This is a genomic window from Solirubrobacter soli DSM 22325 (assembly GCF_000423665.1).
GTDB classification, from domain to species: Bacteria; Actinomycetota; Thermoleophilia; order Solirubrobacterales; family Solirubrobacteraceae; genus Solirubrobacter; species Solirubrobacter soli.
Window position 1 is genome coordinate 385905 of the sequence record NZ_KE384070.1, and the last position, 14281, is coordinate 400185.

12 protein-coding genes are annotated in these 14281 nt (G+C 70.8%); 2 read left to right on the top strand and 10 right to left on the bottom strand.

Going from position 1 to position 14281, the window contains the following annotated elements:
- Position 1: 1 nt before the first annotated feature.
- From G569_RS0134710 to G569_RS54045, 3 genes are read right to left on the bottom strand one after another with little or no spacing between them, the layout of a single operon-like run.
- Positions 2–1012, bottom strand: coding sequence for a hypothetical protein (locus G569_RS0134710; RefSeq protein WP_169542307.1), 1011 nt, complete (start codon positions 1010–1012; stop codon positions 2–4).
- Between the two features lie 23 nt (positions 1013–1035).
- Positions 1036–3399 (bottom strand): CLIPPER-2 domain-containing protein, encoded by a 2364-nt coding sequence (locus tag G569_RS0134715; RefSeq protein ID WP_028066830.1) that lies wholly within the window; start codon positions 3397–3399, stop codon positions 1036–1038.
- Positions 3400–3433: 34 nt separating this feature from the next.
- Positions 3434–4141 carry a L,D-transpeptidase gene (locus G569_RS54045; RefSeq protein ID WP_053227425.1) on the bottom strand — a complete coding sequence of 236 codons (708 nt, stop codon included), beginning with the start codon at positions 4139–4141 and terminating at the stop codon, positions 3434–3436.
- Between the two features lie 68 nt (positions 4142–4209).
- On the opposite strand from G569_RS54045, the gene G569_RS0134725 reads away from it, so the two are divergent.
- Complete coding sequence (locus G569_RS0134725; protein WP_028066831.1) at positions 4210–5646, top strand: AMP-binding protein; 1437 nt, start codon at positions 4210–4212, stop codon at positions 5644–5646.
- A gap of 43 nt (positions 5647–5689) precedes the next feature.
- Positions 5690–6673 (top strand): LLM class flavin-dependent oxidoreductase, encoded by a 984-nt coding sequence (locus tag G569_RS0134730; protein ID WP_028066832.1) that lies wholly within the window; start codon positions 5690–5692, stop codon positions 6671–6673.
- Here the strand turns inward: G569_RS0134730 and G569_RS0134735 are convergent.
- From G569_RS0134735 to G569_RS0134765, 7 genes are all read right to left on the bottom strand, one after another.
- A complete protein-coding gene (locus G569_RS0134735) occupies positions 6648–7454 on the bottom strand; it encodes a TIGR03619 family F420-dependent LLM class oxidoreductase (protein WP_028066833.1) in 807 nt (268 codons plus the stop codon). The genes G569_RS0134730 and G569_RS0134735 overlap by 26 nt on opposite strands.
- Positions 7454–8254 carry an IclR family transcriptional regulator domain-containing protein gene (locus tag G569_RS0134740; RefSeq protein ID WP_053227426.1) on the bottom strand — a complete coding sequence of 267 codons (801 nt, stop codon included), beginning with the start codon at positions 8252–8254 and terminating at the stop codon, positions 7454–7456. Before G569_RS0134740 ends, G569_RS0134735 begins: the two co-directional genes overlap by 1 nt.
- The gene (locus G569_RS64920) at positions 8214–8678 is read right to left on the bottom strand and encodes a nuclear transport factor 2 family protein (RefSeq protein WP_028066835.1); all 465 of its coding nucleotides are present in this window, start codon (positions 8676–8678) and stop codon (positions 8214–8216) included. Before G569_RS64920 ends, G569_RS0134740 begins: the two co-directional genes overlap by 41 nt.
- The gene (locus G569_RS54050; protein ID WP_037501184.1) at positions 8669–10333 is read right to left on the bottom strand and encodes an FAD-dependent oxidoreductase; all 1665 of its coding nucleotides are present in this window, start codon (positions 10331–10333) and stop codon (positions 8669–8671) included. The genes G569_RS64920 and G569_RS54050 overlap by 10 nt, the downstream gene beginning before the upstream one ends.
- Complete coding sequence (locus G569_RS0134755; protein ID WP_037501186.1) at positions 10330–12093, bottom strand: FAD-dependent oxidoreductase; 1764 nt, start codon at positions 12091–12093, stop codon at positions 10330–10332. Before G569_RS0134755 ends, G569_RS54050 begins: the two co-directional genes overlap by 4 nt.
- Positions 12090–12914, bottom strand: a complete 825-nt coding sequence (locus tag G569_RS0134760; protein ID WP_028066837.1) for an intradiol ring-cleavage dioxygenase — start codon at positions 12912–12914, stop codon at positions 12090–12092. The genes G569_RS0134755 and G569_RS0134760 overlap by 4 nt, the downstream gene beginning before the upstream one ends.
- Positions 12915–13004: 90 nt before the next feature.
- Entirely contained in the window at positions 13005–14048 is a 1044-nt protein-coding gene (locus tag G569_RS0134765; RefSeq protein ID WP_028066838.1) for a hypothetical protein, read from the bottom strand.
- Positions 14049–14281 lie beyond the last annotated feature (233 nt).

Genomic DNA, 14281 nt, shown 5'->3' on the forward strand with positions numbered 1-14281 from the left:
GTCAGTGCCCGAAGAACCCCCGCGCTTGGCGGTCCGGAAGCTGCATGACCGCGACGCCGGCGTCGAGCATCGTCTGGCGCACGACGTCGTCGCGCACCGACCCGCTCGTGCAGAAGACGGCCTTGACGCCGGCGTCGATCAGCAGCTGCGGGCCGTCGGGGAACGGGAAGAAGCTGTCGCTGAAGGCGACGGCGCCGGCGGTGTCGTGGCCGGCGTCGCGGGCGCGCATGATCGCGAGGGCGCAGCCGCCGACGCGGTCCTGCTGGCCGACGCCGTTGCCGATCAGCTGCCCGTCGCGGACGAGCGTGATCGTGTTGGAGTTGCTGGTCGAGCCGATCGCCCAGGCGAGGACGAGGTCGCGTTCCTGCTCCGCGGTGAGCGATCCGAACCGCTGGAGCGCGGGGTCATTCAGATCGAGCACGAACGTGTAGTTGGGTTGCTCGAGCACCCCGCCACGCACCTGGCGGGTCCGGGGCCCGGTGTCGAGCGAGTGGCGGCCGAGCGAGCCGAGCGCCGGGTTGGCGAGCACGCGGCACTTGCCCTGCTTGCGCGCGAGCAGCTCGACCGCGCCGTCGGTGAACGACGCGGCGGCGACGGTGTCGAGCAGCCGGCGGACCGGGCTCTCGTGGTTGACGAGGACGTCGGCGACGGCCTCGTCGACGGCGAAGCCGAGCATCACGCAGCCGCCGAAGATCGCCCGCGTGTCGCCGGTCAGCATCCGCCGGGTCGCCTCGATCGGCGAGTCCGCCACGGCCGCGCCGCACGCGTTGCCGTGCTTGGTCCCGAGGGCGATCGCGGGGACGTCACCATCGAAGCCGGCGGCGATGTGCGTCACCGTCTGCAGCTGCCGGTCGATCTCGACCAGGTTGTTGAAGCTCGGGGCGGACCCGTCGAGCAAGGTGAAGCGGCCGAGCGCGAGCGGATCCTCGGTCTGCTCGTGCACCAGTCGGGCCGGCGTTTGCCAAGCGTTCTCGCCGTACGCGCACAGCCACGGCTCAGGAGTCGAAGTCACACGACTCGACCCTAGCGACCGGGTCAGCCGGTGACGCGAGGAGTCCGCTGGGGCCGGCCGCACACGACGACGGTCCGGGTCAGGGTGACCGGGGCCGTCGCCGACCCTCGCTGGAACTTGACGCGGACCGCGACCAAGTGGCGTCCCGGCGTGAAGAAGCGGGTCAGCAGCGTCGTCCGGCGCTGCAGGATCCGCAGGGTCCGCGTGCCGATCCGGCGGCCGTCGACCTTCACCGTGATCTGGTCGATGCGCTGGCCGGTGAGCTGGAGCTGGGACGCGCGCCGGATGCAGCTGACGTTGGCCGCGCTGATGCCCGCGACGCCGCCCTCACCGGCGTCCGGGACCACGGGTCCACCGGGCACGTACGGCGGCTCCGGTGCGGGCGACGGGCCGGGGAGCGGAGGCACCGGCGTCGGGCCCGGCTCCGGCTGCGGGCCAGGCCCGGGATCGGGCAGCGGCGGCTCGGGCGGCACGTCCGGGCACTCGATCGTGGTCGTGATCGATCCGTCGTCGGACACCGTGACGCCGCCGACGGTGCCGGAGCCGGTCGCGACGTTCGTGAACGCGGTGGCCACGCAGTCGTCACCCGCCTCGGCGGTCTTGTGCGAGCAGGCGTAGGTCCAGGTGTCGCCCGGGTCGAGCGTGTCCGGGGACGCGTCGCCGTTCTTGGTCGTCAACCGCGGTGGGTCGTCACACTTGGTGTCGGTGACCTCGACGCCGCTCGCGGGCAGCGGCAGGTCGCCGGGATTGGTCACGAAGAGCGTGTACTTGAGGGTGTCCCCGGCCTGCGCGATCGCCGGCCCGGTCTTCTCGATCGCGATCCCCGGCGCGCCCGCGCGCGTGTTCGTGAACGTGCACAGCCCGTGGCCGCCGGCCCGCAGCACGAGCCCGTTCCACGCGGTGCCCGACCGCAGGATCCCGCGGCGCCGGGTCACGGTGCGGCACGTGACGGTCGACTCGTACAACGACGGATCGGTCCCCGCGGCGGCCGACTCGCTGACGTTGTAGGTCCCCGGCGGGACGGGGAACGTGACCGTGTCCCCGTCGCCGGCGGCCGCCTTCACGGTGACTCCGTTGACGATCAGGTCGAACCGCCCGGGGTCGTCGGCGGGCCACAGCTGCTTCTCGACCGTGAGGCTGGCCGGCACCCAGTTGCCGAAGTCGCGCCCCTGGGCGTTCGGCGTGGTCGCGGTGCTCAACGGGCCCCAGCCGCAGCCGAAGAGCCCGCCTGGCCCGTCGGCGAAGCCGCCGGGTGTGCTCGCGTTCGGCAACGAGCAGTTCCAGCCGCTGGGAACCACGCGGCGACGGTCGGCGTTGACGAGCGTCTCCCGCAGCCGGTAGCTGCCCGACGGCGGCTGGATGTCGTCGATCACGTAGTGGCCGCCGGCGTCGGTGACCGAGAACGGCTCGTTCGCGTCGCGGACGCCGTCGTTGTCGTAGTCGGCCCAGATCAGGAACCGCGGGAGGCCGGGCTCGCCGGCGTCGCGCACGCCGTCGGCGTCGAGGTCGAAGAACTTCGTGCCCGAGGCCGAGCAGGTGCGAACACTGAGCGGCACCGGGGCCACCACGTCATCCATGTTCGACGTGTCGGAGATCGACGACCGCGAGTGCATCCAGATCGACGCGAACGCCAGGCACTGGTCGTCGAACGCCAGCCCGATGAGCTTGCTGAGGTTCAGTGCCGCCTCGCTGAACTTGCCCGTGTCGATCTGCGAGCCCGGCGCATAGGCGCCCGGGAGGTGGCTGGTGATCGCCGAGGTGTTGACGTTGCCCTGAGCGGTGCCGCTCGGGAGGTCCGTGACCTCCTTGACGGTGCCTGTTCTGGCACATCCCGTCGCGACGTCGGCCAAGGTGGTCGTCCACCGGAACAGCACGAGCTCGATGTCGTTGCCGTGGGGCAGCGTGGACAGCAGGAGGTCGCCGGTCGTGCGACACGGGATCTTCGCGTGCCCGTTGTTCCACAGGCGGGCGTCGCGGTTGAGCTCGAACGTGATCGCGGCGGTCCCGCTCGCGTCCTCGCGCGTGAACCCGAGGTAGAGGAACGTGTCGCCCGCCGGCTGGTCGACCGCCGACCAGCCGTCGAGGATGTTGACCTTGCCCGGGGTGGCGCCTCCGGCCTTCGTCGTGAAGTCCCAGTCGCCGGGCAGGAGGACCTTGGAGCCGCCGGTGAAGATCGTGTCGCTCGCGCTGAGGTCCGGGCTGTGCACGACCCGCCCGGCCGCCTGGAGCCCTTGCCAGTCGAGGTACGGCGGCGTGTCGTCCTGTGCGCCGTCACCGCCTTGGAACGTGCTCCCGGGCAGCGGCGCCGACCCCGAGGGCAGCGGGTCCGCATACGCGGCCGGTGCCGTGAAGAGGAACACGGCGACGAGCAACGCCCGCACCAGCATGCGTCCACCCTGAACTCGTCACGCGCTCATCGCCTCATCCGGATGGGGTGATCTCGACGGGCGTGCCGGGGAGCGCGGCGACGCCGATCCGCCGCACGATGCCGGCGATCGCGGCGTTGGACAGCCGGACGCAGCCATGGCTGGCGGCGCTGCCGAGCGGGTCGCGCAGGCTGGCGCCGCCGCGCCCGTGCAGCGCCACGCGACCGTCGCCGCCGTCGAAGTGTTGGAGCACGTCGCTATGCGCGGTGATCGTCAGCACCCAGCTGCCGAGGAAGTCCGACGGACGCCCCTTGTACGCCTCGACGACCGCGAACAGCCCTTGCGGCGTCGGCGTGGCCGGGGCGCCGATCACCGCGCGATAGCGCCGCACGACCTTGCCCGCCCGCAGGAGCGTGACCATCCGCTCGTCCAACCGCACCTCGATCCGCCACGGCGTCTCCGTCGTCACCACACGGTCCGCCGCGATCCACCCCTTGGCGACGTTCGGCCGCGTCGGCAGCCGCACCTGCAGCCAGCAGCGCCCGTCGCGATCGCCCGCGCCCGCGAGCACGAGCAGCGCGCCGGCACGGGACGGTGAGAGCCAGTGGCGGACCTTGCCGCCCGGCCGCGCGCTGACCCCGGTGCGCCCCGGCAACTCCGCCCGCAGCGCCTGGGTGTCCGACGGCCGCGCCGCGGGGCAGGCCGCAGACGCGCTCCCTGCGATCAGGAGAAACAGGACCAGCGCCGTGACCGTCAGCCGCATTCCCCGCCAATCGTTCCCGCTCGCGGGTGATGTCGCATCACCCGATGCAGGCGAGTTACGCTGGCGCGATGAATCCCGCCGTCTGGGTGGCGCGTCATGGGCGCCTGCGGCCGGACGCGCCGGCGATCGCCGACGGCGAGCGGATCCACGCCGATTGGGCGACGTTCGCCGCCCGCGCCGCCGCCGTGGCCGGTGGCCTGCAGCAGGGCTTCGGCCTCGAGCCCGGCGACCGGGTCGCGATCGTGATGCGCAACCGGCCGGAGTACCTCGAGGCCCTGTTCGGCATCTGGCACGCGGGACTGGTCGCCGTGCCGGTCAACGCCCGCCTGCATCGCGACGAGATCGCGTACATCGTCGATGACAGCGGCGCGGCGCTCGCCGTGGCCGACCCCGAGCACGCCGACGACGTCGAGAACGCGCTCATCGCGCCCGGCGAGCGGTGGGAGGAGCTGACGGCGTCGTCGCCCGCTGCGCTCGTCGACCGCGCGCCCGACGACCCGGCGTGGCTGTTCTACACGAGCGGCACGACCGGCCGGCCCAAGGGCGCGACGCTCACCAACCGCAACCTGCTGCTGATGTCGCTCTCCTACTACGCCGACATCGACGCGGTGAGCCCCGGCGACAGCATCCTCCAGGTCGCGCCGCTGTCGCACGGCGCCGGGCTCTACGGACTGCCGCACGTCGCCCAGGGCGCGGTGAGCGTGATGCCGGGCGAGGAGGAGATCGGCGGGCTGCTCGAGCGCTGGCCGGGCGCGTCGTTCTTCGCCGCGCCGACGATGATCAAGCGACTGGACCTCGACGATCCGGCGAACCTGAAGACGATCATCTACGGCGGCGCGCCGATGTACCTCGCCGACCTCGAGGTCGCGCTCGACCGCTTCGGTCCGCGGCTGGCCCAGATCTACGGGCAGGGCGAGTCGCCGATGACGATCACCGCGCTCTCCAAGGCCGATCACGTCGACCGCGACCCGGCGCGCCTGCAGAGCGTCGGGCGTGCCCGCACCGACGTGGAGGTCCGCGTCGTCGACGAGTCCGACCGCGAGCTCGGCGTCGGGGAGATCGGCGAGGTGGTGGTCCGTGGCGACGTCGTGATGGCCGGCTACTGGAACCAGCCCGAGGCCACCGCCGAGACGCTGCGCGGCGGCTGGTTGCACACCGGCGACCTCGGCAGCCTCGACGCGCACGGGTATCTGACGCTGCACGACCGCTCGAAGGACCTGATCATCAGCGGCGGCATGAACATCTACCCGCGCGAGGTCGAGGAGGCGCTGCTCCATCACCCGGGCGTCCGCGACGTGGCCGTGGTCGGACGGCCCGATCCGGAGTGGGGCGAATCGGTGATCGCCTTCGTCGTGCCCGCCGACGCGCCACCATCGATCGAGGAGCTCGACCGCGCCTGCCTGGAGCGCATCGCCCGCTACAAGCGCCCGAAGGAATATCGCTTCCTCGACGCCTTGCCGACCAACAATTACGGGAAGGTTGTAAAGCGAGAACTCCGCGCGTGAGAACTGTTACGTTCGCGTTCCCACGAGGAGGAGGCCGTCCCAGATGAAGCTCGCGCTGTACCTGCCGAACTTCCGTGACAAGGTCACGATCAAGGAGCTCGAGGACCTCACCGCGCTCGCCGAGGAGCTCGACTTCGACTCGGTCTGGACGCTGGACCGGATCGTCGTCCCGGAAGTGTCCGATCGCGGGGAGCTGCAGTACTCGTTCGGGATGATGGACGAGTTCCCCAAGCAGCTGCCGGTGACCTCGCGCGGCGAGTGGTACCAGGGCTGGCCGCTGATCCCGTGGCTGGCGGCCAAGACGCAGAAGGTGCGCATCGGGATGAGCATCACCGACACGCCGTTCCGAGCGCCGGGCGTGCTGGCCGCGGAGCTCGCCACGGTCGACCACCTCTCCAACGGCCGGCTCAACGTGGGCGTCGGCGCGGGGTGGATGCCCGAGGAGTTCGCGGCCGCGAGCGTGTCGCACATCTTCCCCAAGCGCCACAAGCACGTGCGCGAGTCGATCGAGATCATGCAGGGCATCTGGTCGAACGACCTCTTCGAGTACCACGGGGAGTTCGCCGACTTCGACCGCTGCGGGTTCGGCGCCAAGCCCCTCCAGGACCCGATGCCGATCTGGTTCAGCGGGCTCAAGGACCCGAAGCGTTCCGCCCGGCGTGTCGCGAAGTACAACCTGGCGGGCTGGATCGGCATCCAGGACACGCCCGAGGAGCTCGCGCGGTGGCGCGGCGAGATCGGGCGCGAGCTCGAGGAGCTGGGCCGCTCGATCGACGACATCGAGATGAGCAGCATGATCTGGTTCGTGATCACCGATCAGGACATGGACCAGACGCCCGCGGGCAAGGGCACCAACATCCTCGTCGGCAGTGCCGACCAGATCACCGAGACGCTCAAGCGCTACAAGGAAGCCGGCCTGGACATGCCGATGCTGTGGCCGCCGTTCACGGACGTGCCGGTCGCCAAGACGCTGGACGACCTCAAGCGCCTGAAGGAGGACATCATGCCGAAGGTCGAGGCCGCGTAGCGAAGGCTTCGAGCACGTCGTCGGGATCGTCGGCGCCGGACGACAGGTTGAGGTCGAGGATGACCTCGCTGACGCCCAGCGCCGCCAGCTCCTCCAGCGGCGGCATCGTCTCGAGCGTCCGGCGGACCACGATCTGCACGGCGTCAGGGTCTCGCGCGGCCTCACGCACCGTCTCGATCGAGGCGCGGAGATCGCCGAGCTCATGTTTGCTCGAGGCGATCCACCCCTGGGCGAGGCGGCCCGCGCGGCGCAGCGCGGGCGCGGCGGCGCCGCCCAGCAACACCGGGGGATGCGGCCGCTGCACGGGCTTCGGACCCACGAAGGAACGCGGCACGGTATAGAACTCGCCCGCGAACTCGACGGGGTCCTGCGTCCAGAGCGTGTGCAGGCAGCGCAGGTACTCGTCCATGCGCGCGCCGCGCCGCCGGTAGGGCACGCCGGCGGCGGCGTATTCCTCCGGCATCCAGCCCATCCCGAGCCCCACGGTGAGCCGGCCGCCGGACAGTACGTCCAGCGATGTCAGCGTCTTCGCGAGCAGCGCCGGCGGCGTGAACGGGGCGCAGATGGTCGCGGTACCGAGCCGGATCCGCTCGGTGTGGGCCGCGGCGTACGCGAGCGGGAGGACCGGGTCGAGCACGGATCGGTGCTCGTCGGTGGAGAGCACACGCTGGAACGTCCACAGCGATGCGTATCCGAGCTCCTCGGCGCGGCGGGCGACATGCAGGATCGTCTCCGGCGTCGCCCAGGGACCCGAGACCGGGAGGCCGAATCCGATCCGCATCAGACGGCGGGGTGGACGGTCCACGCGTTGGAGATCGCGCACGCCGTCCGCCGCATCGCGGGGAGGTGGCGGGCGTGCATCTCCTCGACCGAGACCCGCGCGGTGGCGGCGCAGAGGTTCAGGGCGGCGAGCGTGCGGCCGTCCATCGTGCGCAGCGGCACCGACAGCGAGCGCAGGCCGAGCTCGAGCTCCTCGTCCACCAGCGCGAAGCCCTGTTCGCGGACGGCGCCGACGATCGCCCGCAGGCGTTCCGGGTCGGTCGTCGTGCGGTGCGTGAGCGGTGCGAGGTCCGTGGCTTCGAGATGCTCGGCGACGTGCTCTTCGGGGAGCGCGGCCAGCAGCACGCGGCCCATCGCGGTCGCGTAGGCGGGGAGCCGCGAGCCGACGCCCAGCGACATCATCAGGATCCGCTTCGTCGGCACCCGCGCGACGAAGACGATGTCCGGCAGGTCGAGCGTGCAGGCCGAGCACGTCTCCTGCACCTCCGCCGAGAGGTCCTGCATGAACGGCCGCGCGATCTCCCACAGGTTGAGCGAGCTCAGATACGACCAGCCGAGCGAGAGGACCCGTGGGCTCAGCGCGAACCGGCGGCCGTCGGAGCGCACGAAACCGAGCGCCTCGAGCGTGAGCAGGATGCGACGCGCGGTCGCGCGCGACATGTCGGTCTGGCGCGCGACCTCGCTCAGCGTCATCGAGGGCGTGTCGTGGCCGAAGGCCTGGATCACGGCGAGGCCGCGCTCCAGGCCCTGCAGCCGGACGTCACCGGTCGGCGAGCCAGGGATAGCGTCCCTTGTCGCCACCCGCGTAGTCCGGGTCGAGGTAGATGAAGCAGCGCTGGATCTGGAAGTCGCGGATCTCGAAGACGTCGCACCAGCGGCCCGCTCCCCAGGCGGGCACATCGGCACGCCACGGACCGTCCTCGTGTTCGCCGTAGGACGTGCCCTCGGCGACGATCGTGTCGCCGCCGCCGAAGATCCAGTTGAAGTTCGCGTAGTCGTGGCGGATCGCCTTCAGCTTCGATCCGACCTCGCCGAACATCGTCCCGATCTCCTCGCGCCCGTTGGCGATCCCCCACTTCGGGAAGTACACCTGGGCGTCGGTGGCGAACAGCTCGAGGATGCTCTCGCCGGTCGATGTCACCCCGCCGTTGTCGAACGCCTTCAGGTACTCCAGCGCGACCGACTTGCGCTGCTCGTCGGTCATCGTCTGGCGCGTCAGTGCCATGCGTGCTCCTCCTCGCGGACAGGCTCCAGGTGTGCCGCGTTGGCGGCTCGGTAGGCGAAGGCGATGATCGGGCCGAGCGTGGCGCCGCCGGCCCAGTACGCGCGGGCGCTCGGTGACGCGACGCAGTTCCCGACGCCGTACAACCCCGGGATCGGCTGGTCGAGGTCGTCGACGACCTGGCCGTCGGGCGTCGCCTTCGGGCCACCCTTGGTGTCCAGCGTGCCGCCGGTGACGAGCGCGGCGTAGTAGGGGCCTTCGGCGCTCAGCGGCCACATGGTCGCGTTGGTGCGGCCCGGCTCCTCTTTGACGTCGCCGTTGAAGAGCTGCTGGACGGCGCGCTCGCCGCGGCCGAAGTCCGCGTCGACGCCGGTCGCGGCGAGCTCGTTGAAGCGGGCGATGGAGGCTTGGAGCGTCGCCGCCCAGTCGTCGGTGAGGGCGAGCCCGCCGGTCACGCCGGCGTAGTGCGCCAGCCGTTCGCGCACCGCCACACCCAGTTCCTCCAGCGTCTCCCCGCGCAGCACGTGGGCGTCGCTCGCGCCGGTGTCGCCCACGATCAGGCGCCCGTACTCGTCGCTGGCCGAGTGCTCCTGCGCGCGCTGGTCCCAGACCTGGATCAGCACCAGGTTCGGGTACTCGCCGCGCAGCGGGTCCCACTGGAAGAACATCTGCGCCAGCTCGTTGTACGGCAGCTTCTCGTTGACCACGCGGCGGCCGGTCTTGTCGACGAACAGCATCGAGTCCCCGGCGACGCTGAACATCCCCGACAGCGCCGGGTCGCGGTCGACCGCGGCCTCGAGCGGCACCGGGCACATCCAGGCCTGGTTCATGTTGCGCAGCTGCGCTCCGGCGCTGCTGCCGATCCGCACGAAGTCGCCTTCGTTGGTGATCGCCGCGCAGCCGCCGTAGACCGGCGCCGACAGGAAGTTCGCGCGCAGCTCGGCGTCGTGGGTGAAGCCGCCGGAGGCGAAGATCACGGCCTTGCGTGCACGGACTCGCACGGTCTCACCGTCGGCGTTGGTGGCCTCGACGCCGACGACCGCGCCGCCCTCGATCACGAGTCGCTGCACGCGGTGCGAGGTGCGGATGTCGACCCCGTCGCGCGCGGCCGCGGCGCTCATCGTGCGGATGCCGACCTGCCCGCCGTCGGACATCGTCGCGCGAGCGCCCTCGGGCACGAGCACGCGCCCGGTCGGCGCCTTGTCCTGCGGCAGCTCGGACCAGTAGTCCGGCACGGCCTCGCACCAGCGGTAGGGGAGGGCATCGCGTTCGGCCAACAGCTCGGCGGCCGGGGACGCGCTCTCGTAGATCGCGCGGATCTGCGCGTGCTCCCACTCGTTCAGCCCCAGCGTGGGGCTGTTCGGGTCGTACTGCTGCGGGCGCGAGAGCCGCGCCGTGTAGTGCAGGAAGTCCTCCTCGGGATCCTCGATCCCCGCGGCCTGCATGTGGCGGTTGTTCGGCACCCAGTACCAGAACGCCGCCTTCTTGGCCGTGCCGCCGAGCTCGGGCGCCTTCTCGAGCAGGATCACCTCGTCGCCCAGCCAGCGCGCGAACAGCGCCGCGGGCAGCCCGCCGCCGCCACCGCCGACCACGACGATGTCGGCAGTGGCATCCGCGGAGCCGGCGCTCACCGGCGCCGCGGACTCACGCTTGATCATCTCTCTCCTCCCACCGGAACCTCGATGCCGAGCAGGCTCTCCATCACCCGCCCGAGCTCCGCCGTCGGGTCCTCCGCGGCCGTGTGCGACCGCCACGCCACGTGCGCATCCGGGCGCACGAGCACGCATCCCGATTCCTCCACTTCCCGCGCCCGCGCCCAGTCGTCATAGATGTCGTGGGCGTCCCGCGCGGGACCGATCACGTACGCCGCGATCTCGACGCCGGTCCGTTCGGAGATCGCCGCGGCCGCCTCCACCCAGCCTTCGCCGCCGATGCCGGTCAGCAGCGCGAAGCGGCCCTTGCCGGCGAGGTCGTGCGTCGAGACGCGTTCGCCGTGGTGCTCGAGCCACGCGTGCGGCAGCCGAGCGCCCGGCCAGGTCGTGGGGTGGTAGTACAGCTCCGGGTCGCGGCTGAACTCCGGCTCCGGCGTCCCGTCCACGACCACCGCGGTGGAGCGGTAGCGATGCCCGAGCTCGACCCCGTGCGCGTTGAACTCGTAGTTCTTGAGCTCGATGGCGGCCTTCAGCTTCGCGCGCGCCTCGGCCCCGCGCGGGGAGTTCTCCTTGCGGATCTCCATGTTCGCCCGCATCTGCTCGGGATCCGATGTGCCGAGCAGGCCGAGCGCGTCGAAGATCGGCCCGAACTCCTCGATCGACTTGTTCGCGCGCAGGACGATCTGCTCGCCGATCGGCGCGCGCTCGGCGTCGTAGGAGTCCAGCAGCGAAGGTGAGGCCTTACCCTCCAGCACCAGCGCGAGCTTCCACGCCAGGTTGTACGCGTCGGCGATCGACGTGTTCGAGCCGAGGCCGTTGCTCGGCGGGTGCCGGTGGCAGGCGTCGCCCATGCAGTACACGCGACCCTCGACGTAGCGCTTGGCGTACATCTTGTTGTTGCCCCAGAGGGATGTGGAGCGCAGCGTGACGTCGATCGTGTCGTCGCCGACGAGGTTGTGGACGACGCGCGTCGCGACCTCCTCATCCACGAACGGCGGCGGCTCGTTGATGTCGTAGCCCCAGACGATCAGCCACTCGTCCCACGGGCGCACCATCCGCACGAGGCCCATGCCGATGCCGCCGATGTCGGCGCCCGGCTGCATGATCCAGTACAGGACGCTCGGGCGGTGGGCGACGTACTTGGACAGGTCGGCGTGGAAGACGATGTTCATCGACCCCGCCCAATCCATCACGCCCTCCATCGGCAACCCGATGTCCTGGGCGATCTTCGAGCGCCCGCCATCGGCCCCGATCAGGTACTTGGCGCGGATCTCGTACTCGCGCTCGTCGATCCGGTCGCGCACCCGCACGGTGACGCCGTCGGCGTCCTGGACGTGCGAGAGGTACTCGGTGTCGAAGCGGACCCGCGAGCCTCGCCGGGCCGCCTCGCCGAGGATGATCGGCTCGAAGATGTCCTGCGGCAGGTCGTAGTGGATGCAGGGGCTCGCGAGCGTGTAGTCGGCCAGGCGCTGCGGGTGCGTGCCCCAGGTGTGCAGGCGGGCGAGCTCGTCGCCCGCGAGGCTGGTGCAGAACACCGTGTCGCCCATCAGCGGCTGCGGCACGCCCTTGGCCTTGACCTCGTCCTCGAGGCCCATGTCGCGCATGATCTCGACGGCCCGCTGGTTGGTGATGTGCGCGCGCGGCGTGTTCGCCGTCCAGCGGTACTTCGTGATCACCATGTTCTGTACGCCGTAGGTGCTCAGGAAGAGCGCGCTCGAGCTGCCGGCCGGGCCGGAGCCGACGATCAGGACGTCGGTCTCGATCATGCCCGTGCCAGCACGAGGTCGTAGCTCATCGTCCAGTGGTCCCCGTCGCGCACGAACGGGGCGATCAGGGCGCTGCGCACGCCGAAGACGGCGTCGGAGTCCAGGTACTCGTCGCCCTCGACGAAGACGTGGGTGATCAGCCGCTGGTAGCCCTCGGCGGTGACCATGAAGTGGATGTGCGCCGGGCGCATCGGCCCGCGCCCGCCGGCGGTGAGCAGGTCGCCCACGGGGCCGTCGGCCGGGATCGGGTAGGCCTCGGGTTTGACCGACCAGAACGAGAACCGCCCCTCCTCGTCGGTGAAGAAGTGTCCGCGGCCCTTCGGCTCGTCGCCGGTTTGAACGTCATAGAAGCCGGCGTCGTCCGCCTGCCAGGCCTCGACGCGCGCACCGGCGACCGGGTCGCCTTCCACGTCTATGACCCGCCCGGCGACGAAACACGGTTCGCCGCTGAACCCCTTGGCGATGTCGTCGCCGTTGTCGAACGCCGGCGAGTCCTCGACGAAGAAGGGGCCGAACACCGTCGACTCGGTCGCCCCTGGCGCATGTCGGTTGTTGATCCCCACGACCAGCATCGACAGCCCGAGCACGTCGGACAGCAGCACGAACTCCTGGCGCTTGTCGTCGGTGATGTGGCCGGTGCGAGTAAGGAAGTCGATCCCCGCGAACCACTCCTCTTCGGTCAGCTGCACCTCGCTCGCGAACGCGTGCAGGTGCTTGACCAGGCTGTCGGCGATCGTCTTGAAGCGATCGGTCTTCGCGCCCTCGAACGACGCCAGGACGGCATTCGTGAGGTCTTCGTCTGCCAGGTTGCGAGTGCTCAAGAGCGTCTCCTCGTTCGCATACCGCACACTCGTTCGCTGAGAAGTCTCCTCCTCAGCGAACGATGTGTCAAGGAGCGAACGAGTGTGCGCTCAGCGAACGGGCGTCAGCACGTAGCCCACGACGGCGTTGGGGTCAGAGGCCGGCGTGGCGCTGCCGGCGATCTGGCCGTCGTCGTTGACGTCGGTGGCGGTGCGGAGCGTCAGGCCGCTGCCCGATGGGATCAGCGTGTTGAGGTCGACGACCTGGCCGCCCATGTAGCGGACCGCGGTCGCGCCCGTGGACACGTCGCCGGTGCCGACGACCGTGCCGGCGTCGTTGATCGAGTTGGCGCGCACGTCCGCCGCCGTGCCGGCGGCCGGGAAGTGGAGGTCGGTCGCCGTGCCGCCGGCGAAGAGCACCGCGCGATGCCCGCCGTCCGCCAGCGTCGCGAGTCCGACGGCCGTGTCGCCGATGTTGGACTTCAGCGCCTCGTTGCTGGTCGAGCCCGGCAGGGCACCGAGCTTGGTCGGGACGCCGCGCGGCCAGCTCGTGGCGAACCCGTCCGACTGGCCGACCACGAGCCCGTTGTCATTGATGTCGTTGGCCTTGGCGACCTTGCCGCCGGTCACCGCCGGCAGGCCGACGAGGTTCCCACTCGGGCTGTACAGGAACGCCGTGCTCGCGCCGGTATCGCTGGACGCGGCGCCGACGATGTTCCCGTTGTCGTCGATGTCGCGCGGGACGACGTCGAGGCCGGGGAAGATCGGGAGCTCGCGCCTGCTCGTGGACTCCCAGAGGTACGGGCGCTTGAGGCCGCTGACGGTCGACTGCATGTAGCCGACGACGTTGCCCAGCCGGTTGATCCCGAACGCCTCGCCCTTGTGCTTCCGGCCGGACGCGTCGCCGCCGATCGAGAGCCGAAGGTAGTCCTTGCGGATCGTCGGCTGGACCTCGGGCACGCCCGGGAAGCGCGCCGAGCCGACCACCGCGCCGAACGGATTGATCGCGTTGAGCGGGGCGTTCTGTGACCCGTTGACGGCGGGCGGGGTGACGACTTCGAGGGTGTACTCCGTGGCCGCGTGGGCGGCGCCGGCGGTGGCGAGTAGTGCGCCGGTGCTGAGCGCGAGTGCGAACTTGAACGTGTGTCGGTTCATGGCGTCAACACCTACTACACGCTGTCGTAGAAGCTACCCGGGGTGCGACCCTGAGCTTTCATAGAACGGTTCGAGCCACGCCGTCAGCGGGGTGACGATGTCCACCTCGCCCGAGGAGAGCAGGAACTGCAGCTCGAGGCCGTCCATCACCGCCATCGTCTGGCGGGCCAGCAGCGCGGTGTCGACGTCGGCGCGCAGCAGCCGGGCGCCCTGGTCGGCGGCGATGGTGCCAT